Genomic DNA, 19,690 nt, shown 5'->3' with positions numbered 1-19,690 from the left:
CCGCTCGGGAGCCCTCCTCCCGTCCGCGCCGTCGAGGCGCCGGCCTACTCCGGGGGCGTGGGGGTCTCGGCGGTGCGGTACATCGCCTGGACGTCCAGCTCCAGTTGCACGGTCGGGCCGACGACCGCGATGCCGCGGGCCAGCATCGAGCGCCAGTTGAGGGTGAAGTCCTCGCGGTGCAGCTCCGCCTTCGCCAGGGCCGCACAGCGCAGCTCCTGTTCGTAACCGCCGTTCACCGTGCCGAGGTACGTCGTGTCCAGGCCCACGGAGCGGCTGGTGCCGTGCATGGTGAGCGTGCCGTTCAGCGTCCACCGGGAGCCGCCCCGGTAGACGAACCGGGTGCTGGTGAAGTCGATGTACGGGTAGTGCTCGACGTCGAGGAAGTCGGCGGAGCGCAGGTGGTTGTCACGGGTCCTGTTGCCCGTGGTGATGCTGGCGGCGTCGATGCGCACCGAGACCTGGGAGTCGACCATGTCCGGCGTGATGCGGATGCCGCCGGTGAAGCGGGTGAAGCGTCCGTGGACGTGGGCCATGCCCACGTGCTTGGCGATGAAGCGGATCGCGGTGTGCGGCGGGTCGAACAGCCAGGTGCCGGGCGGCGGCAGTTCCAGTTGGCGCGCGGGCAGCAGCGCGACGCGCGCCGGGGGGAGGACGGCGCCGGCGAGTATGTCGACGTTGTCGCGGGCCGGGGTGAGGCCCTCCGCCGCGACCAACACGCTGTAGGAGCCGGGCGGGAGCGTCGCCATGAACAGACCGTACGGATCGGTGGTGCCGCGGGCGGCGACCCGGTGGCTGTCCAGGGCGGTCACCGTGACCTCGGCGCCGCCCAGGGGCTGTCCCATGGGATCGACGACCTCGCAGCCGTACGCGCCGGCGCCGGCCGGCAGGGGCAGCGAGAGGTCCGGTGCGGCGCCGGGGGCGCTGCGGGAACGCCGACGCCGGAGCAGTCCGAGGGCCATGCGGGTCACCTTTCTTCCTGCGTGTCACCACCGCGAGGCCCGCACCGATGGACGTGTCCGCGGTCGCCGGGAACCACCGGGGAAGGGTTGCAGGCGCGATGAAGTCAACTGTTCAACGATCATAGGGCAGGTGCGCAGGGATGCTTCGTCACCGTGGTCGGCGTGCGACACGGCTTGCCCATGTGCCGAATTGGCGTGAACCGCCGCCATCCCGGTCATTCGACGGGTCGTGCCGCGCCCGCCGACCGTGCTGCTTTGCTCCGGTGCTGTGGCGAACGTCATTCGGAGCGGCGGAAGATTCACACACGGCTCGCGGTCCCGTCACGCGGCCCACACATCGGGCGGGCCGCGCCGCCGCACCGGCAGGCTCCGCCCGTGCGCGCAGCAGGAGAAAGCCCGTACGCCGCGTGAGCGTACGGGCGGCGGCGACGGCGACGCCGGCGCGGTCGGCGGCCGGCGACGCTCAGGGGCGGGCGGACGCACCGCCCCCCGGCACCGGCCGGTCGAGGTCCGGGTCGCCGAACTCCGCGCGCAGGGCCTGGAAGGCGGTGACCTTCTCCTCGCCGAAGCGACGGACGTGGGCGGCGTACGCGTCCGGGGAGAGGAACGCCGACGGCCGGGACTTGCTGTGGAACTTGTCCGCGTACATCACCAGCCGCTCCTCCCGCGTCACCGCGAGGTAGTCGGCGGCGGGGATCGGGAGGTTCTGGCGCAGGACGTCGTCCTTCGTGACCCCCACCCCGGTGTGGTGGGAGCAGAACCGGCGCAGGGGCTCCGGGAAGCCCTCGTGCCCGAGGAGCTCGTGGCCGAGCAGCCCGTGCCGGATGTAGTTCCCGTGGTCCAGCCGGCCGTCGTCCCCGTAGAGGCGGTAGACGCCGATGTCGTGGAGGAGGCAGCCGGCGCGGACCAGTTCGACGTCGACGTCGAGGCGTGAGGCCGAGACGAGCCGCTCGGCGATGCTCCAGACGACCTCGCAGTGCGTGTGGACGAGCGCGAACGCCTCGGCGCTGGGCGCGTGCTTCTCGTGCAGCGCGCGGATCTCTTCGGGTCCCGGAATCCTCACGCGGGGAGCGTAACAACCTCCGGCTCGCTCACTCGATCGAGCATTCCCGCGCGGTGAGCGGCCGGGTGCTGCCGGCCGGTCTGCTGCACAGGACCTCCGCCCGCGAGACGCCCTCCGGGGTCCTGCGGACCCGGTTGAGGACGATGCTGTGGCCGCGGCGCTCCTGGTACAGGGGCGCGTCGGTGAAGTCGATCGTCCCGGTGGCCATGCCGTCGAGCCTGACGTGTCTGAGGTTGACCCAGGTCGCCGCGCGGCTCTGGCGCACGTCCCCGAGGCTGGCCGCCCAGTACAGGGCACGCGCGGCGTCGTGGGAGAGGGCCGTCTGCCCGCTCGCGAAGTCGGCGGCGTCGTACGTGGCCTTCCCGTCCTCCAGCCAGGGGAGGTACGTGGCGGCGTCCTCGTAGAAGGCGGTCCTGGAGGCGGCCTCCTTCAGCTCGGCCAGGGCCGCGTGGTACAGCGTGATCCGCGGGGCCACGCCGTCGCGGCCGCCCGTGCCGGAGAACCTGGCCTTGCTCAGGTCGTCGCCCGTGAGGATCGAGATCTGCCGGTTGGCGCAGCCCGGTTCGGTGGTCAGCTGCGTCATCAGCGGTCCGACGTCCTCGACCCGTCCGGCGAAGTAGATCACCGAGGGGACGTCCTCGCCCCGGCAGATGCTCTCGGCGTGCAGCCGCAGTTCGGGCTTGCCGTTCGCCACCCGGTAGCGCTGCGCGGGCAGCAGCCGGAAGCCCTCCCGCTTCAGCATCTCGCCGCCGTACAGAGCCTGTTCGCTGGTGTAGCGGTCCTGCGACTCCTTGGTGTCGCGGGCCAGCACCAGGGCGTGCGGGGACCCGCCCCCGGCGCGCAGCTGCCGGGCGACGAGACCGAGCGCCCCTGCCTGGTGCTCGTCGGGGGCCGCGAGGCTGAACCAGTTGGAGAACTCCTTCGGCAGGTAGGTCGCCGAGTTGGTGCCGGAGACGACGGGCAGCCCCGCCGCGTGGAGCCGGCGCGTGACGTCGGGGCTGCTCTGCAGGTCGCGGCCGAACCCGACCACGCCGACGACGGTCGGGTCGCGGTCGGCGTACTCGGCGATCGCGTCGGCCGTGACGCGCTGGTGCCCCATGTCCGCAGCGCCGTTGGCGAGCAGCACCCGCAGTTTCACCGTGTAGTTCTCGTTGACCACGCGCTGGGCGAGGTACACGCCGGTCAGCTCCTCGGCGCCCTTGACCAGGGACGGGTCCACCGAGGAGGAGCTCAGCGGGCCCGCGTACACCACGGTGACGTAGGCGTCGGGGTGGTCGCGCAGGACCTCGCCGTTCTCGGCGCTCACCAGCCTCTCCAGCTCCTGCAGCCGCTTGCCCTCCCCGGTGGTCCCGCCGCTCAGGTGCGCGCCGAACCGGACGTCCCCGGTGGCTATGCCGACGCACTCCGTGCCGCCGCCGGGCGCGGGACGCCGCTCGGTGTCGCGGTCGGCGGTCAGCAGGCCCGCCGAACAGTACGTCCGGTGCAGTTCACGGGCGTGGACGACACCCGCGGTGACGACCAGGGCGAGGACGAGGAGCAGGCTGTGGGCCGACCACACCACGCGGGCCAGGGGCGGCCGGTGCCTGGTCCTGACGCACCGCCAGTCCGCCTGCCGCAGCTGGACCAGCTCGTCGTGGGGCAGCGGGAGTCTGAGCACCCAGGGCAGGGCGTTCGTCCTGCTCGGCGACTGATCGGCGCGGAGATTCCCGGCCCATTCGTCGTACCAGTGACGCAACCGCTGCGGGAGACGCGGGGGCGGGGACGGGGGCTGCCGCGGCCGGTCGGGCGCAGGACGCGCGTCCGCGCCCCGGTCGAGCAGCGCGGCGTCGTCCGCCGCCACGCCCGCCACGATCAGCAGCGGGTCGAGTTCGCTGCGCCGGCTGCGGACGTCGCTGACCGCCCGGATCAGCTCTATGCCGCCGTTCTCCCGGGCCGCCCGGCGCAGGAACAGCACCGGCGGCCGTGTCCGCTTGAACCCGCGCAGGTCCCAGCTGCCGCGCCGGTGGTTGTCCCGCAGGTCCTCGAAGAGCGCCAGCACGTACAGCTGGAGGGGGAAAGGACCGCCCTCGCGCATGGCCTCGGCCACGTCGTAGGCGCGGGCCGCGATGGCCCGCCAGGAGCGGACGGGCCGCAGCAGCCGCACGCTGGTCGACCGGCGGCGGGCGGCGGACTGGAGGAACGTCGTGGTCAGGAACCACCGGCTCTCCCTGCGCAGCCACAGGAAGAGGGGAGCGCGCCCGGGGACGTGGTTCAGTCCGGCCAGGAGGACCATCAGCCCGATGCCCGCCAGGACGGCGACGTACCACTCGGGGCGGGTGAGCAGCGCGGTGAAGGCGCCCAGGGCGCCCATGGGGAGGAACTGCTGCACGTCGTTGAGCAGCACCTGCCGGTTCCGGCGCGAGGGTCTGCGGGGGCGCCAGCGCTGCCGGGCCAGGATGCGCAGCAGATGTGTCTGGGCCCGCTCCCGCTGGACGTTCCCGTCCGGAGTGCCGCCGGGGGCGGTGGGCCAGTGCTCGCGCATCTCCGGATCGTCGGTCGCCTCCTGGAGGGCGCGCACCAGATTGAGGCGGGGGAAGGAGTAGGGGCGGTAGGAGGCGGAACGGTCGCCCCACTTCCTGGAGTCGCCGAGGTCGACCAGGAGCCGCGCGGCCCGGGCGGTGGGATCGAGGTCCCCCGGCTGCGGCTCGGTCGGGGCGACGGCCAGGCGGGTGCCGTGACGCTGCTGCCCCTCGCTCAGCTCGTCGACGAGTTCGGTGACCCGGCCGTCGTCGGCGGCGTCCTCGGCGTGCAGCACGATCACCGGCATCGGGGGATCACTGGTCCGGAAGTCCTGGATCAGGGACTCCAGCTGCCGCTGGACGTCGATCCCCGCCTCGGTCGACATGCCCGGATGATCACCCGGGCAGTCCTGAGGGAAACTCTGGTCACGGCCGTGCATGGACACCCCCCGTGGTCGTAAGACACATGTGTCGCAAGCGCCTTGTGAGGATAACTCCCACCCCTGACAACCGCTTCCGGCGCGACGGCGTTCCGTCGGGCGGTGGGCCGTGGCCGACGGTGGTGCCGTCAGCGGGCGGCTTCACACGATCGGGTGGTGCTGTGCGATGCGGGCACGTGCGGGACGGGCGGTCCGTTCGATCCGGTGACGGGGACATCTCCCGTCCACTCAGGACACGGACGACCGGAGCACACCATGAGCCTGCACTTCCACCACAACCCCGACGGCACGACGACCGGGCGGAACGAGGCCACCGGATTCACCGTGACGCACGCCGAAGAGGAGGAGGTGAAGCGGCAGTTGTACGAGGACGCGGGGTGGGCGTACACGCCACCGCCACCCCCGGTGCCGCCCGGGCACCACCGGTTCGCGCTGGTGCACGAGGAGTTCGACGACGCGGGGTTCGCGGACGAGCGGTACGCGGGGCCGCGGGCGCGTCCGCCGGAGGGGTGCGTGCCGGTCGACCGGGGCTGTTTCGCCCTGGAGTGCGAGCGGCCGGGGAAGACACTTCTGGACGCGGTCGCCGGCACCGTCGCGGAGATCCGCCGTGAGCACGGGCTGGTGATGAACAGTCTGGGTGTCGAGAAGCCCCAGGAGTGGTTCGACGCCGACCACAAGAACGGATACGCGGCGGAGACCGTGGCGCACCTGGTGCTCATGGCGACCGACCGGGCCCGTCGGCTCGGCTACGGGCGCAAGGACCTGGTCCGGCTCCTCGACGCGGCGGGCGCCGAGTAGTTGAGCGGGTGGCGGGGTGAGGGGGACGGGGCCCCGAGGCCGCACAGCGGGTGGCGGGGAATCCGGCTCGGCGGCTCGGCCACCGACACCCTGCTGGACGCGTGGCCGCCGCCGACGGTGCCGTGGCCGGCACCGGCCGGTGCGACGGGGGCGGCGGCGCCGCTGCCCCGAAGGGCGTGAGGGGAGTGGTGCACCGGCCGCCGGGGGAGCCGGCGGTTGCCCCGCACCTCAGGTTTCGGGAGGCGGCCGGCGGAATGCCGCGAGCCGCGGGACGGCGGTGGCGTGCCCCGGCCGGCCGTCAGCCCGCGACCAGTTCCCGCCGCACCTCGGGCCCGGCCGGAGCCGCCTCCACCCGGGACGTCCGCCACAGCCACAGCACATCCCGCCCGAACGACCACACCAGCAGCCCCAGCGCCAGCACCACCACACCGACGTTGACCGCGTGCGGCAGCAGCGCCGCGCCCGCCGTCAGCAGCAGCACGCCCTGGAGCGCGGCCACCGTCTTGCGGGCCGTGCTCGGCGGGAGCGGGGCGGTCAGCCAGGGCCGGACGCGGGCGGCGGCCACGAAGGCGTACCGCATACCACCGATGAGGAGCACCCACGGACCCATCGCCATCGACACGTACACGCTCAGCACCAGGATGAGGAACGCGTCCACCTCCATGTCGAAGCGGGCGCCCAGCGGCGTCGACGTACCGGTCCTGCGGGCCACCTTGCCGTCCACACCGTCCAGGATCAGGGCCACGGCGGTCAGGCCCACGAACAGGGAGACGGGCGGTGAGTCCTGGAACGAGTCGGCGACCAGCGCGGTGACCCCTCCGACGAGGACGGCCCGGCCGAGCGTGACCCGGTTGGCCGCGCCGAAGGAGCGCAGCCGGGACCGGTGCAGGGCCCGGGAGAGCACCGCCCAGGTGGCTGTCGCGAACGCGAGACCGGTCAGCCAGCCCGCGGGGCCCATGCCGATCGCCGTACCGATCAGTGCCAGCACCAGGACCTGCACGCCCGCCCCCACGGCGGTCTCCTGCTGTACGAGCCTCGCGTCGTAACTGTTGTTCAGGGCCACCGAACATCCTCCGGCCGTGTGACAGAGTCGATCAACGCCGCTACCTTGTGCGCGGCCTGTGCACACTCGGTACGCGCGCGGCTTCCCGATCGTTCAGGAGGACTCCGATGAACCGCACCGCACATGCGTTCTGGCTCGACGCGCCCGGCCGAGGGGCGATCCGTGAGGTCGACCTGCCCGCGCCCGGCGCGGACGAGGTGCTGGTGCGCTCGCTGTACTCCGGGGTGAGCCGGGGCACGGAGACGCTCGTCTTCCGCGGCGGGGTGCCCCGCAGTCAGCGCGCCGCCATGCGGGCGCCGTTCCAGGAGGGCGACTTCCCGGCCCCCGTGAAGTACGGCTACCTCAACGTGGGCGTGGTGGAGGAGGGACCGCAGGCGCTCGTCGGACGCACCGTGTTCTGCCTGTACCCGCACCAGACGCGGTACGTCGTCCCGGCGGGCGCCGTCACGCCCGTGCCCGACGGCGTGCCCGCCGGTCGGGCCGTGCTCGCCGGCACCGTGGAGACCGCCGTCAACGCGCTGTGGGACGCCGCGCCGTTGGTCGGCGACCGGATCGCCGTCGTCGGCGGCGGGATGGTCGGCTGCTCGGTGGCCGCGCTGCTGGCCCGGTTCCCCGGCGTACGGGTGCAGCTCGTCGACACCGACCCGGCGCGCGCGAGGACCGCGGCGGCGCTCGGCGTCGGCTTCGCGCTGCCCGGGGACGCCCTCGGCGAGTGCGACCTGGTCGTGCACGCCAGCGCCACCGAGCAGGGACTCGGCCGGGCGCTCGAACTGCTCCGCGCCGAGGGCACCGTCGTCGAACTGAGCTGGTACGGCGACCGGAAGGTGAGCCTCCCGCTGGGCGAGGCCTTCCACTCCCGGCGACTGACCGTCCGCGGCAGCCAGGTCGGCACCGTCTCCCCGGCCCGCGCGCACCGCGGCTACGCCGACCGGCTCGCCCTCGCCCTCGACCTGCTGGCCGACCCCGCCCTCGACGCCCTCGTCACCGGCGAGTCCGCCTTCGAGGACCTGCCCGACGTCATGCCCCGCCTCGCCTCCGGGGACCTCCCGGCGCTGTGCCACCGGGTGCGCTACGACACCCCGTAGCAAAACAGGCACGCCTGACCTGAGAAAAGACGTGGCGGACGCTGAACAGGGGAAGGAAGTCGGCCGTACTACACGGCATCCCCGTCAAAGATCGGCCGGGGAGCAGACGCGCCGCACCTGGAGGGTCGTCCGTTGTTCAGCATCACCGTCCGCGATCACATCATGATCGCCCACAGCTTCCACGGCGAGGTCTTCGGACCGGCCCAGCGCCTGCACGGGGCCACGTTCCTCGTGGACGCCACCTTCCGGCGCGAACAGCTGGACGAGGACAACATCGTCGTCGACATCGGCCTGGCCACGCAGGAACTCGGGTCCGTCGTCGGCGAGCTGAACTACCGCAACCTCGACGACGAACCGGACTTCGCGGGGGTCAACACCTCCACGGAGTACCTGGCCAAGGTCGTCGCCGACCGGCTCGCCGAACGCATCCACAAGGGCGCCCTGGGCGAGGGCGCCAAGGGCATCGCGAAGATAGCCGTCACCCTGCACGAGTCGCACATCGCCTGGGCGAGTTACGAGCGTGCGCTGTGACCGACACGACGATCGACATGCCCGGCACGGTCATCGGCCCGGCCGACGCGGCCGTCGGCCGGGCCGGCGGCGCCCGCCTGGACTACGTTCCGGCACAGGCGACCTCTCCGAGGAACGGCGGGATCATTCCCATGTCGCTGCGCTCCGTGCACTTCGTGATGCCGGGCGGCGTCGACGACCCGGCCGCGCCCAGCGGCGGCAACGCCTACGACCGGCGCGTCTGCCTGGACCTGCCCGGCTTCGGCTGGCGGGCGCACCGGCACACCGTGGCCGGGGACTGGCCCCGCCCGGACGCCGCCGCCCGCGCGGAACTCGCCCGCACCCTGCGCGAACTGCCGGACGGCGCCGTCGTCCTGCTCGACGGGCTGGTCGCCTGCGGGGTGCCCGAGATCGTCGTCCCCCAGGCGGAGGAGGGGCGGTTGCGCATGGCCGTCCTGGTGCACCTGCCGCTCGGCGACGAGACCGGGCTCGACGCGGCCGTCGCCGCCGAACTGGACGCCCGCGAGCGCGCGGTGCTGCGGGCGGCGCCCGCCGTGATCGCCACCAGCGACTGGGCCGTACGGCGCCTGGTCTCCCACCACGGCCTGGCCCCCGACCGCGTCCACGCCGCCGCGCCCGGCGCCGACATCGCGCCCCTCGCGCCCGGCACCGACGGCGTCTCGCGGCTGTTGTGCGTGGCCGCCGTGACCCCGCGCAAGGGACAGCACCGGCTCGTGGAGGCGCTGGCGGCGGTGGCCGACCTGCCGTGGAGCTGCGCACTCGTCGGCGGGCTCGGACAGGACCCCGAATACGTCGCCCACCTGCGCGGGCTCATCCGCGCACACGGCCTCGAGGACAGGCTGGAACTGACCGGCCCGCAGTCCGGCGCCGCGCTCGACGCGAGCTACGCCGCCGCCGACCTCATGGTGCTCACCTCGTACGCGGAGACGTACGGCATGGCGGTCACCGAGGCGCTGGCGCGCGGCATCCCGGTCCTGGCGACCGACGTCGGCGGGCTGCCCGAGGCAGTGGGCCGCGCCCCCGACGGGGGAGTGCCCGGCATCCTCGTCCCGCCGGAGAACCCCGCCGCCATCGCCGCCGAACTGCGCGGCTGGTTCGGCGAGGCGGACGTGCGGCGCCGGCTCAAGGCCGCCGCCCGCAGCCGGCGGGCCGCGCTCGGCGGCTGGGCGAGCACCGCGCAGAGCCTGGCGGCGGTACTGCGTCGGCTTCCCACCGGACCCCGGAGGGCCGCATGACGAAACCGGCAGCCACCACCCGGCAGGGCGGGACGAACCCGGCGGGCGCCACCCGGAACGGCGGGACGGTCCCGGACCTGCCCGGCCACCGGGACGTCATCCCCGGCGCCGGCCCCGCGCCCCGCCCCGGCGAGCGGGCCACCCTGCGGCTGCGGGACGCCGGCGACGACGAACCGGCCCGCTACGCCCCCGAGTGGCTCCAGCTGCGCGAACCGGCCGACGCCGCCGCCCGCTCGTACGACCTGCTCGACCCGCTGCGCATCCGGCTCGCCAATCCGCCGCGCCGGGCCGACGGGGTCGTCGTCCACGACATCGGCTGCGGCACCGGCTCGATGGGCCGCTGGCTCGCCCCCCGTCTCGACGGCGCCCAGCACTGGGTCCTGCACGACCGGGACCCCTACCTCCTGCACTTCGCCGCCGTCGCCTCCCCGCGCTCCGCCGCCGACGGCAGCCACGTCACCGCCGAGACCCGGCGCGGCGACGTCGCCCGGCTCACCCCGGACGCGCTGAGCGGCGCCTCCCTGGTGACGGCGTCCGCGCTGCTCGACGTCCTCACCCGCGAGGAGGTCGGCGCCCTCGCCGCCGCCTGCACGGGAGCCGGCTGTCCGGCCCTGCTGACGTTGTCGGTGGCCGGACGGGTGGAGCTGACCGAGCCGCACCCGCTGGACCGGGAGATCGCGGAGGCCTTCAACGCCCACCAGCGCCGGGGCGGGCTGCTCGGCCCGGACGCGGTCACGGTCGCCGCCGAGGTCTTCGCCGAGCACGGCGCGACCGTACGGATCGCCCCGAGCCCCTGGCGGCTCGGCCCCGGGCAGGCCGCGCTGACCGAGCAGTGGCTGCGGGGCTGGGTCGGCGCGGCGGTGGAGGAGCGGCCGGAACTGGCCTCGCGTGCCGACGGTTACCTCACCGAGCGGCTGAAGGCCTGCGCGGCGGGGGAGCTACGGGTCGTCGTCCACCACAGTGATCTGCTCGCGCTGTGCCGGCCGGTGGACGGGGCCGCATGAGTGCGCGGCCGCGCGGTGCAGGTGCACTCGCCCGGCTCGGCACCCCCGCCGTGCGCACCCGGCTCGGCACGCTCGGCGGCGTCGTGATCCTCGCGGTGCTGCTGTGGCGCCTCGACACCGGGGTCCTGCTGGAAGGGCTGCGCCGCATCGACGGGCCGGCGCTGCTCGCGGGACTCGGCATCGGGCTGGTGACCACCGTGTTCAGCGCGTGGCGCTGGGCGCTGGTCGCCCGGGGGATCGGGATCCGGCTGCCGCTGGGGGCGGCCGTCGCGGACTACTACCGTGCCCTGTTCCTCAACGCGGCGCTGCCCGGGGGTGTGTGGGGCGACGTCCACCGGGCCGTGCGGCACGGGCAGAGCGCCGGGGACCTGGGGCGGGGGGTGCGGGCGGTGGTGCTGGAGCGGACCGCCGGACAGCTCGCGCTGTTCGCCGCGGGGGCGGTGGTGCTGATGAGCATGCCGTCGCCGGTGCTCGAGGAAGTGCGGCAGGCCGCGCCGGTGGCCGGGCTCGGTGCGGTGGGGGCCTGTGCGGTGGTGCTGGCGGTGCGGATGAATCGGGCGCCGGGGCGGCGGAGGGCGGTCGGGCGCGGGGTGCTGGCCGAGGCGCGTGAGGGGTTGTTCTCGCGTCGTAACGCGCCCGGTGTCCTCGTCTCGTCCGTGGTCGTACTGGCCGGGTACGTGGCGATGTTCGTGCTCGCCGCCGATGTCGCGGGAGCGGGCGCGTCCGTGGGCGAGCTGCTGCCGCTGGCCGTGTTGGCGCTGCTGGCCATGGGGCTGCCGTTGAACGTCGGCGGGTGGGGGCCCCGGGAGGGGGTCACCGTTTGGGCGTTCGGGGGGGGGGGGCTCGGGGCGGGGCGGGGGCTGACCGTCGCGGTCGTCTACGGGGTGCTCAGTCTTGTGGCCAGCCTGCCCGGCGTGGTGGTGCTGGTCGGTCGGTGGTACGCGGGGGTGCGGGGCGGTGGGCGTGGTGGTGTCGCCCCCGCCGCCCCTTCCCTTCCCGTCCCCGGGGGCGTCGCCCCCGGACCCCCTGCCGGCCTTCGGCCTCGTCCTCGGACGCCGGACGGGCCGGAAGGCGCGGGCGGGCCGGAAAAGGCGGGCGGGGTGGGGGACGGCCTTCGGCCTCGTCCTCAGACGCCGGGCGGGCCGGAAGGCGCGGGCGGGCCGGGAGTGCCGGGCGGGCCGGGAGGCGACGTCAGCAGTGCGAAATACGCGGCGAACGAATCCGCCAGGCTCGCCAGGATTTCCCTGCCTTTTTCCGCCGCGCCCAGAGAAGGGCGGCCGATGACGCCGGAATCGGTGTAGGCGGACATACCGGTGGTGAGGAGATGACGGCGGTCGTCCGCGACGTGATCGGAGGTCTCATAACCGGGACGGAGCGATTCGGGATGGGTGTGGAGAAGAATGGAGGTCTCGATTTCGCCCGCGTGCATGTCGGTGAGGAGGGACGTGGCGACGCCGGCCCGCGCCCGCGCCGTCTCCCAGTCCTCCGGGGCCGGGAACAGCGCCATCCGCTCGCCGCGGGCGGAGGACTCCTGAACGACGTTGCCCAGCACGTAGTTCCCGCCGTGCCCGTTGACCAGCACCAGGGCGTCCACGCCCGACCTGCGGAGCGAGTCGGCGATGTCCCGTATCACCGCGTGCAGCGTGGCGGAGGAGAGGGAGACGGTCCCCGGCCAGGCCGCGTGCTCGTGGGAGCAGGAGATCGTCACCGGAGGGAGGAGGTGCACCGGGTAGGCGTCGGCGATCTCCCGCGCGATCGCACAGGCGACCAGCGTGTCGGTCGCCAACGGCAGGAACGGACCGTGCTGCTCGAAACTCCCGACCGGAAGTACCGCGATCTGCCGTGAGACGCCGGCTCCCCGCGTCCGTACATCCTCAGTAGTATCCGCCGGCAACAGACCGTGCACCGGGCCGTATGCCGCCGACCGCTTGTGTGAACCACCCATATCGTCACGGCCTTTCGTCTCTGCTTAGGAACTCGGGAATCATGACAGAAAAAGTAGGCGTACTCGGCAAGAAGCCCTCGCGGCGGACCGGCGTGGAGCGCGTCGTGAACGCACCGCTGCCCACCGTGTACGGCGCGTTCCAGGCGGTCGGATACCTGGACCACGACCGCGGTGACGAGCAGGTCGCCCTGGTGTACGGCGACATCGGCGCGGACGGCGTCCTCACCCGGCTGCACTCGGAGTGCCTGACCGGGGACGCCTTCGGGTCCCGGCACTGCGAGTGCGGCGACCAGCTGGCGTCGGCGCTGCGCGCGGTCGTCGCCGAAGGGGCGGGCGTGGTCGTCTACCTGAGGGGCCACGAGGGCCGCGGCATCGGGCTCCTCGGCAAGCTGCGGGCGATGGCCCTGCAGGCGGAGGGGCTGGACACCGTCGAGGCGAACCTGGCGCTCGGGTTCCCGGTGGACGCCCGCGACTACGGGGTCGCCGCCGGGATCCTCCAGGACCTGGGCGTACGCTCGGTGCGGCTGATGTCCAACAACCCGCGCAAGCGCGAGGCGTTGGTACGGCACGGCGTCCAGGTGACCGAGCAGGTGCCGCTGCTGATACCGCCGTGCGAGAACAACATCACCTACCTGCGCACCAAGCGGGAACGCCTCGACCACCACCTGCCCCATCTGGACGCGGTGGCCCACCTGTCCTGACCCCCGTCAGCGCGTCACCGCCTCGTGCACCAGCCGCTTGAGGTCCCGGAAGACGGTGTGGGACGACCTGGGCCGCACCTGCGTGTGGAACTGCACGGTCAGGTCGCGGCCCGGGTCGACCCAGAACGTGGTCGTGGCCACCCCGCTCCAGCCGTAGCTGCCGGCGGCGGACGGGGCCTGCGTGCGCGACGGGTCGACGACCACGGAGACGCCGAGGCCGAAGCCGACGCCGTCGTTGCCGGGCACGTCGTGCGCGGGGCGGCTGCCGAAGGCGCGCAGGTCGGCGCCGCCGGGGAGGTGGTTGCGGGTCATCAGGTCCACGGTCGCCGGGGAGAGCAGGCGCACGCCGTCGAGTTCGCCGCGCCGGCGCAGCAGCTCCATGAAGCGGTGGTAGTCGTGGGCGGAGGCCACCATGCCGCCGCTGCCGGACAGGAACCGGGGCCGGCCCCGCAGCGGCAGTCCCGCGATCGGCTCGATGCCGCCGTCGTCGGACTCCCCGTACAGCTCCGCGAGCCGCTCCGCCTGCTCGTCGGTGACCTCGAACCCGGCGTCCGTCATGCCGAGCGGCCGGAAGACCCGCTCGGCGAGGAACACGTCGAGCGGCCGGCCCGACACGACCTCGACGATCCGCCCCAGCACGTTCGAGGCGACCGAGTAGTTCCACTGCGTGCCCGGATCGAACTGCAGCGGCAGACGCGCGTACACCTCCGTGGTCCCTGCGAGGTCCGCGCCGGGCGCCACCGACGACTCCAGCCCGGCCGCCCGGTACAGCGCGTCGACGGGGTGGGAGTGGTAGAAGGCGAACGTCAGACCGGCGGTGTGCGTCATCAGGTGCCGTACGAGGAGGGGGCCGGCGGGAGGGCGGGTCCGCACCCCGTCGCCCGACCCGCTCTCGTACACGCGCGGCCGCGCGAACGCCGGCAGGTGGCGGCCGACCGGGTCGTCCAGCGACAGGCGCCCCTCCTCCATCAGCATCAGCGCGGCGACCGCCGTCACCGGCTTGGTCATGGAGTAGATCCGCCACAGCGTGTCGCTCTCCACGGGCAGCCCCGCCGCCACGTCCCGCGCCCCGTACGCCGTCAGGTGCGCGACGCGCCCGCCCCGGGCGACGGCCACCAGGAACCCGGGCAGCCTCCCCTCGTCGACCAGACGGGCGAAGTGCCGGTCCAGGCGCTCCAGCGCCTCCGCGTCCAGTCCGGCCTCGGCGGGATCGGCCTCTTGCCGCAGCACTGCCATCGCTCTCCTCGGGGGAACGCCGGCCCGGTACGGGCCGTTGAACGAGTCATGACCCAGGACGCCGAACAGAACGCACTGCTCGCCCTGCTCTCCGAGCTGCACGACGGAGTGCTCGTCACCCTGAAACGTGACGGACGGCCCCAGCTGTCGAACGTCATGCACGCTTACTACCCCGACGAGCGGGTCGTCCGCGTCTCGCTCACGGACGACCGGGCCAAGACCCGCAACCTGCGGCGCGACCCCCGCGCCTCCTACCACGTCACCAGCGACGACCGATGGGCCTACACGGTCGCCGAGGGCACCGCCGACCTGTCGCCCGTCGCCGGGGACCCGTACGACGGGACGGTCGAGGAACTGATCCGGCTGTACCGCGACATCAACGGCGAGCACGCCGACTGGGACGACTACCGCGCCGCGATGGTCCGCGACCGGCGCCTGGTGCTGCGGCTGCGGGTGGAACGGGCGTACGGCATCCCGCGCGGCGCCGGGGCGTAGGACGACACCCCGGCGCGTACGGCGAGTACTCAGGCGCCGACGTACTGGGCGAGGTGCTCGCCCGTGAGGGTGGAGCGGGCGGCGACCAGGTCGGCGGGGGTGCCCTCGAAGACGACCCGGCCGCCGTCGTGACCGGCGCCGGGGCCGAGGTCGACGATCCAGTCGGCGTGCGCCATGACCGCCTGGTGGTGCTCGATGACGATGACCGACTTCCCGGAGTCCACGAGCCGGTCGAGCAGGCCGAGCAGCTGCTCCACGTCGGCGAGGTGCAGACCGGTGGTCGGCTCGTCGAGGACGTACACCCCGCCCTTGTCGGCCATGTGGACGGCCAGCTTCAGCCGCTGCCGCTCGCCGCCGGACAGCGTGGTGAGCGGCTGGCCGAGGGTGAGGTAGCCGAGCCCGACGTCCGCCATCCGCTCCACGATCCGGTGCGCGGCCGGAATGCGTGACTCGCCCTCGCGGAAGAACTCCTCCGCCTCGGTCACCGACATCGCGAGCACCTCGCTGATGTCCCGGCCGCCGAAGCGGTACTCGAGGACCGAGGCGTCGAACCGCCTGCCCCCGCAGTCCTCGCAGGTCGTGGCCACGCTCTGCATGATGGCCAGGTCGGTGTAGAGGACGCCGGCGCCGTTGCAGGTGGGGCAGGCGCCCTCGGAGTTGGCGCTGAACAGGGCCGGCTTGACGCCGTTGGCCTTGGCGAACGCCTTGCGGACCGAATCGAGCAGTCCCGTGTACGTCGCCGGGTTGCTGCGGCGCGAGCCGCGGATCGGGGCCTGGTCCACGGAGACCACGCCCTCGGCCGGGAGGCAGCCGTGGACGAGGGAGCTCTTGCCGGAGCCGGCGACGCCGGTGACGACGCAGAGCACGCCGAGCGGCAGGTCGACGTCGACGTCCTGGAGGTTGTTGGCGTTCGCGCCGCGGATCTCCAGCGCGCCGGTGGCCTCGCGGACCGTCTCCTTGAGCCCGGCCCGGTCGTCGAGGTGGCGGCCGGTGACGGTGCCGCTCGCCCGCAGGCCGTCGACGGTGCCCTCGAAGCAGACGGCGCCGCCCGCCGTGCCGGCGCCGGGGCCGAGGTCCACGACGTGGTCGGCGATGGCGATCGTCTCCGGCTTGTGCTCCACCACCAGCACCGTGTTGCCCTTGTCCCGCAACCGCAGCAGCAGGTCGTTCATCCGCTGGATGTCGTGCGGGTGCAGGCCGATCGAGGGCTCGTCGAAGACGTAGGTGACGTCGGTGAGCGAGGAGCCGAGGTGGCGGATCATCTTGGTGCGCTGTGCCTCACCGCCGGAGAGCGTGCCCGAGGCCCGGTCGAGCGAGAGGTAGCCGAGGCCGATCTCCACGAACGAGTCGAGGGTGTGCTGGAGCTTGGCCAGCAGCGGCGTCACCGACGGCTCCTCGAGCCCGCGGACCCATGCGGCCAGGTCGCGGATCTCCATGGCGCAGGCGTCGGCGATGTTCAGCTCACCGATCCGCGAGGAGCGGGCCAGTGCGCTGAGCCGGGTGCCGTCGCACTCGGGACACTCGGCGAAGGTGACCGCCCGGTCCACGAAGGCCCGGATGTGCGGCTGCATCGACTCGCGGTCCTTGGACAGGAACGACTTCTGGATCTTCGGGATCAGTCCCTCGTAGGTGAGGTTGACCCCGTTGATCTTCACCTTGGTCGGCTCGCGGTGGAGGAAGTCGTGCCGCTCCTTCTTGGTGTACTCGCGGATCGGCTTGTCCTTGTCGAAGAAGCCCGACTCGGTGATGACCCGCACGACCCAGCCGTCCCCGGTGTAGGTGGGGATGGTGAAGGGGTCCTCGGAGAGCGACTTGGAATCGTCGAAGAGCTGCGTGAGGTCGATGTCGGAGACGGTGCCCCGGCCCTCGCAGTGCGTGCACATGCCCCCGGTGCGGCTGAAGCTGACCTTCTCGGTCCGGGTCCTGTCGGTCCCGCGGTCGACGGTGAAGCCGCCGCTCGCCGAGACCGAGGCGACGTTGAAGGAGTACGCGGCGGGCGGGCCGATGTGCGGTGTGCCGAGCCGGCTGAAGAGGATGCGCAGCATCGCGTTGGCGTCGGTGGCGGTGCCGACGGTGGAACGGGGGTCGGAGCCCATCCGCTGCTGGTCGACGGTGATGGCGGTGGTCAGTCCGTCGAGCACGTCGACCTCGGGGCGGGCCAGGGTCGGCATGAAGCCCTGCAGGAAGGCGCTGTACGTCTCGTTGATCAGCCGCTGCGACTCGGCGGCGATCGTGTCGAACACCAGGGAGCTCTTGCCCGAGCCGGAGACACCGGTGAACACCGTCAGCCGGCGCTTGGGGATCTCGATGCTGACGTCCTTGAGGTTGTTCTCACGCGCCCCGTGCACGCGGATCAGATCGTGGCTGTCGGCGGCGTGCGTCCCGGCCGGCTGCCGTTCTGTCCTCGTGGTCATGCTCATCGTTCCCCTTCGTCGGGCGGGGACCGCGTGCGCGGTCCCCGCCGGCGTCCCCATCGCGGCAAGGCTAGGCTAGGGGGCCCGTGTTCACCTGCGCTTCTCGATTCCTGACCGGTCGGGGAACGCCCTCGGCACGGGTCAGGCCGTCACCTTCCCGGGCCGCTCCGCGCCCTGGGCGGGGACGCGCCCGCCGAGCCGTTCGGTGGGGACGCGGCGGGTCTCACGGGCCGTGATCGCCGCGATGACCGGGGACACGCACGGAGCGGCCGTGAAGAGGGCCACCGCCGTCCGGTCGCCGCCGCCCGGCCCGGCGCTCCGCGCCGGCCCGCGGAGCGCCGGTGGGGCCAGGACCCGCCCCGGCGCAGCGCGGAGAAACGGGGGGCCACGAATGCCCGGCCGGATCCCGTGCCGCGTAGCGGCGCGGCGACGATCGAGAAGGCCGGACCCCTCGGGCTCCGGCCCGAGGAACGAGTGGAGGCGCCCGGCCGCCCGGCCGCCCGGCACGCGGCGCGGACGCGCACGGGAGGCTGAGCGCCCGGCCGGGCGCCGGGCGTGGACGGGACGGTCGCGTCACCGGTGCCCGCCGGCCGGCCTCCTCCCGGCCCGCGGTCGCGCGGGCGGACGGCAGGGCGTCGCCCTGCCGGAGGGCCGGGCGGGCCGGGCCGGCCACGGCCGCCCACGGGCGGGTGTCCGGGGCCGGCCCGCGGGTCACGGGCGGGTGTCCGGGGCCGGCCCACGGGTCACGGACGGGTGTTCCACTCCGCGACGACCGGGCTGCCGTGCTCCAGCGACAGCCGGCTCAGGGTGCCCGTCTCCAGGCGGAACAGCCGGCCGGCGGTCGGCGGCAGACCCAGCCGGCGGGCCGTCAGGACACGGAGCAGATGGCCGTGCGCCACCAGCATCACGTCCCCCTCGTCGAGCGCCCCGGCCACCCGGGACAGCACCCGGTCCGCGCGCTCGCCGACCTGCTGGGGGGACTCGCCGGGGAACTCCCGGCCGGGCGGCACCCCGTCGGTCCACAGGTCCCAGCCGGGCCGGGTGCGGTGGACGTCCGCGGTGGTGATCCCCTCGTAGCCGCCGTAGTCCCATTCCCGCAGGTCGGGCTCCTCCACGGCCCCGGCCAGCCCCGCCAGCCCGGCGGTGCGCCGGGCGCGGGCCAGCGGGCTGGTGAGGACCAGCCCGAAGGTCCGCCCCGCCAGGAGCGGAGCGAGGGACTCGGCCTGGGCCTCACCGGCCGGGGTCAGCGGGAGGTCGGTCCGGCCGGTGTGCCGGCCCGCTCTGCTCCACTCCGTCTCGCCGTGCCGTGCCAGCAGCAGGTCTCCCACCGGCGTTACGCCTTCTCCGCCGCCTCGACGGCGTGCCCGCCGAACTGCTTGCGCAGCGCCGCGACCATCTTCATCTGCGGGGAGTCCTCCTGGCGGGAGGTGAACCGCGAGAACAGCGAGGCGGTGATCGCAGGCAGCGGCACGGCGTTGTCGATGGCCGCCTCCACGGTCCAGCGGCCCTCGCCCGAGTCCTCGGCGTACCCGCGCAGCCGCTCCAGGTGCTGGTCCTCGTCGAGGGCGTTCACCGCGAGGTCGAGCAGCCAGGAGCGGATGACGGTGCCCTCCTGCCAGGAGCGGAACACCTCACGGACGTTGTCCACCGAGTCGACCTTCTCCAGGAGCTCCCAGCCCTCGGCGTAGGCCTGCATCATGGCGTACTCGATGCCGTTGTGGACCATCTTCGCGAAGTGCCCGGCGCCGACCCTGCCCGCGTGGACGTAGCCGTACGGACCGTCCGGCTTGAGCGCGTCGAAGATCGGTTTCAGCCGCTCCACGTGCTCCTCGTCGCCGCCGACCATCAGGGCGTACCCGTTCTTCAGGCCCCACACCCCGCCCGAGACGCCCGCGTCGACGAAGCCGATGCCCCGGGCGCCCAGCTCCTTGGCGTGCTTCTCGTCGTCCGTCCAGCGGGAGTTGCCGCCGTCGACGACCACATCGCCGTGCTTGAGCAGACTGCACAGCTGGTCGATGACGTGCTGGGTGACGGCGCCGGCCGGCACCATCACCCACACCGCGCGCGGCCTCTCGAGCCGGTCGACCAGGTCGGACAGGTGGTCGACGTCGGAGAGTTCGGGGTTGGTGTCGTACCCGATGACGGTGTGGCCGGCGTTGCGGAGGCGCTCGCGCATGTTGCCGCCCATCTTGCCGAGCCCAACAAGACCGATCTGCATGTCAG

Annotated in this window: 16 protein-coding genes and 1 pseudogene; 8 read left to right on the top strand and 9 right to left on the bottom strand. The window is 73.5% G+C overall.

The annotated features are described in order from the left end of the window. Window positions 1-44: 44 nt before the first annotated feature. From ADK41_RS13300 to ADK41_RS13290, 3 genes are all read right to left on the bottom strand, one after another. Entirely contained in the window at window positions 45-959 is a 915-nt protein-coding gene (locus ADK41_RS13300) for a YceI family protein (RefSeq protein ID WP_030818851.1), read from the bottom strand. A gap of 463 nt (window positions 960-1,422) precedes the next feature. Then, complete coding sequence (locus ADK41_RS13295) at window positions 1,423-2,022, bottom strand: HD domain-containing protein (RefSeq protein WP_030818849.1); 600 nt, start codon at window positions 2,020-2,022, stop codon at window positions 1,423-1,425. A gap of 28 nt (window positions 2,023-2,050) precedes the next feature. Then, window positions 2,051-4,906, bottom strand: a complete 2,856-nt coding sequence (locus ADK41_RS13290) for an ABC transporter substrate-binding protein (protein WP_030818847.1) — start codon at window positions 4,904-4,906, stop codon at window positions 2,051-2,053. A 309-nt stretch (window positions 4,907-5,215) separates the two neighbouring features. Here ADK41_RS13290 and ADK41_RS13285 point away from each other — a divergent pair, with 309 nt between their 5' ends. Continuing rightward, the gene (locus ADK41_RS13285; RefSeq protein WP_030818845.1) at window positions 5,216-5,758 is read left to right on the top strand and encodes a hypothetical protein; all 543 of its coding nucleotides are present in this window, start codon (window positions 5,216-5,218) and stop codon (window positions 5,756-5,758) included. Between the two features lie 298 nt (window positions 5,759-6,056). Here ADK41_RS13285 and ADK41_RS13280 read toward each other — a convergent pair whose 3' ends face one another. Further along, the gene (locus ADK41_RS13280; protein ID WP_030818843.1) at window positions 6,057-6,821 is read right to left on the bottom strand and encodes a CDP-alcohol phosphatidyltransferase family protein; all 765 of its coding nucleotides are present in this window, start codon (window positions 6,819-6,821) and stop codon (window positions 6,057-6,059) included. A gap of 107 nt (window positions 6,822-6,928) precedes the next feature. Here ADK41_RS13280 and ADK41_RS13275 point away from each other — a divergent pair, with 107 nt between their 5' ends. The 5 genes from ADK41_RS13275 (at window position 6,929) to ADK41_RS13255 (ending at window position 11,977) form a co-directional block, all read left to right on the top strand. Then, a complete protein-coding gene (locus ADK41_RS13275) occupies window positions 6,929-7,906 on the top strand; it encodes a zinc-dependent alcohol dehydrogenase (RefSeq protein WP_030818841.1) in 978 nt (325 codons plus the stop codon). A 132-nt stretch (window positions 7,907-8,038) separates the two neighbouring features. After that, on the top strand, window positions 8,039-8,437 hold the full coding sequence (locus ADK41_RS13270) for a 6-pyruvoyl trahydropterin synthase family protein (RefSeq protein ID WP_030818839.1): 399 nt from the start codon (window positions 8,039-8,041) through the stop codon (window positions 8,435-8,437). After that, window positions 8,434-9,672, top strand: a complete 1,239-nt coding sequence (locus ADK41_RS13265) for a glycosyltransferase family 4 protein (protein ID WP_030818836.1) — start codon at window positions 8,434-8,436, stop codon at window positions 9,670-9,672. The genes ADK41_RS13270 and ADK41_RS13265 overlap by 4 nt, the downstream gene beginning before the upstream one ends. Continuing rightward, the gene (locus tag ADK41_RS13260) at window positions 9,669-10,676 is read left to right on the top strand and encodes a class I SAM-dependent methyltransferase (protein WP_030818835.1); all 1,008 of its coding nucleotides are present in this window, start codon (window positions 9,669-9,671) and stop codon (window positions 10,674-10,676) included. The genes ADK41_RS13265 and ADK41_RS13260 overlap by 4 nt, the downstream gene beginning before the upstream one ends. Beyond that, on the top strand, window positions 10,673-11,977 hold the full coding sequence (locus ADK41_RS13255; protein WP_053670243.1) for a lysylphosphatidylglycerol synthase transmembrane domain-containing protein: 1,305 nt from the start codon (window positions 10,673-10,675) through the stop codon (window positions 11,975-11,977). Before ADK41_RS13260 ends, ADK41_RS13255 begins: the two co-directional genes overlap by 4 nt. Here the strand turns inward: ADK41_RS13255 and ADK41_RS39200 are convergent. Next, a pseudogene (locus ADK41_RS39200) lies at window positions 11,944-12,621 on the bottom strand (creatininase family protein); the annotation flags it as partial. The gene ADK41_RS13255 and the pseudogene ADK41_RS39200 overlap by 34 nt on opposite strands. Before the next feature lie 41 nt (window positions 12,622-12,662). Here ADK41_RS39200 and ribA point away from each other — a divergent pair. After that, window positions 12,663-13,322, top strand: a complete 660-nt coding sequence (gene ribA / locus ADK41_RS13250; RefSeq protein ID WP_030818830.1) for a GTP cyclohydrolase II — start codon at window positions 12,663-12,665, stop codon at window positions 13,320-13,322. A gap of 6 nt (window positions 13,323-13,328) precedes the next feature. Here ribA and ADK41_RS13245 read toward each other — a convergent pair whose 3' ends face one another. Next, window positions 13,329-14,558 carry a serine hydrolase domain-containing protein gene (locus ADK41_RS13245; protein WP_030818828.1) on the bottom strand — a complete coding sequence of 410 codons (1,230 nt, stop codon included), beginning with the start codon at window positions 14,556-14,558 and terminating at the stop codon, window positions 13,329-13,331. 48 nt (window positions 14,559-14,606) lie between these two features. Between ADK41_RS13245 and ADK41_RS13240 the strand changes: the two genes are divergently transcribed. Continuing rightward, on the top strand, window positions 14,607-15,053 hold the full coding sequence (locus ADK41_RS13240; protein WP_030818826.1) for a PPOX class F420-dependent oxidoreductase: 447 nt from the start codon (window positions 14,607-14,609) through the stop codon (window positions 15,051-15,053). 29 nt (window positions 15,054-15,082) lie between these two features. Here ADK41_RS13240 and ADK41_RS13235 read toward each other — a convergent pair whose 3' ends face one another. From ADK41_RS13235 to gnd, 3 genes are all read right to left on the bottom strand, one after another. After that, the gene (locus tag ADK41_RS13235; RefSeq protein ID WP_030818824.1) at window positions 15,083-17,473 is read right to left on the bottom strand and encodes an ATP-binding cassette domain-containing protein; all 2,391 of its coding nucleotides are present in this window, start codon (window positions 17,471-17,473) and stop codon (window positions 15,083-15,085) included. 737 nt (window positions 17,474-18,210) lie between these two features. After that, window positions 18,211-18,795, bottom strand: coding sequence for a histidine phosphatase family protein (locus ADK41_RS13230; protein WP_030818822.1), 585 nt, complete (start codon window positions 18,793-18,795; stop codon window positions 18,211-18,213). A 5-nt stretch (window positions 18,796-18,800) separates the two neighbouring features. After that, entirely contained in the window at window positions 18,801-19,685 is an 885-nt protein-coding gene (gnd, locus tag ADK41_RS13225; protein WP_030818817.1) for a phosphogluconate dehydrogenase (NAD(+)-dependent, decarboxylating), read from the bottom strand. Window positions 19,686-19,690: the final 5 nt, after the last annotated feature.

The sequence above is a fragment of the Streptomyces caelestis genome (assembly GCF_001279005.1).
GTDB classification, from domain to species: domain Bacteria; phylum Actinomycetota; class Actinomycetes; order Streptomycetales; family Streptomycetaceae; genus Streptomyces; species Streptomyces heliomycini.
The sequence above is the reverse complement of the archived record's forward strand: the minus strand, read 5'-3'. Positions and strand labels throughout refer to the sequence as shown.

What these genes read in the sequence shown, in the direction of transcription:
- ADK41_RS13255 (WP_053670243.1), top strand. Translation starts at nt 10,673, where the DNA reads ATGAGTGCGCGGCCGCGCGGTGCAGGTGCACTCGCCCGGCTCGGCACC.
- ADK41_RS13245 (WP_030818828.1), bottom strand. Translation starts at nt 14,558, where the DNA reads ATGGCAGTGCTGCGGCAAGAGGCCGATCCCGCCGAGGCCGGACTGGAC.
- ADK41_RS13300 (WP_030818851.1), bottom strand. Translation starts at nt 959, where the DNA reads ATGGCCCTCGGACTGCTCCGGCGTCGGCGTTCCCGCAGCGCCCCCGGC.
- ADK41_RS13275 (WP_030818841.1), top strand. Translation starts at nt 6,929, where the DNA reads ATGAACCGCACCGCACATGCGTTCTGGCTCGACGCGCCCGGCCGAGGG.
- gnd (WP_030818817.1), bottom strand. Translation starts at nt 19,685, where the DNA reads ATGCAGATCGGTCTTGTTGGGCTCGGCAAGATGGGCGGCAACATGCGC.
- ADK41_RS13240 (WP_030818826.1), top strand. Translation starts at nt 14,607, where the DNA reads ATGACCCAGGACGCCGAACAGAACGCACTGCTCGCCCTGCTCTCCGAG.
- ribA (WP_030818830.1), top strand. Translation starts at nt 12,663, where the DNA reads ATGACAGAAAAAGTAGGCGTACTCGGCAAGAAGCCCTCGCGGCGGACC.
- ADK41_RS13290 (WP_030818847.1), bottom strand. Translation starts at nt 4,906, where the DNA reads ATGTCGACCGAGGCGGGGATCGACGTCCAGCGGCAGCTGGAGTCCCTG.
- ADK41_RS13260 (WP_030818835.1), top strand. Translation starts at nt 9,669, where the DNA reads ATGACGAAACCGGCAGCCACCACCCGGCAGGGCGGGACGAACCCGGCG.
- ADK41_RS13285 (WP_030818845.1), top strand. Translation starts at nt 5,216, where the DNA reads ATGAGCCTGCACTTCCACCACAACCCCGACGGCACGACGACCGGGCGG.
- ADK41_RS13235 (WP_030818824.1), bottom strand. Translation starts at nt 17,473, where the DNA reads ATGAGCATGACCACGAGGACAGAACGGCAGCCGGCCGGGACGCACGCC.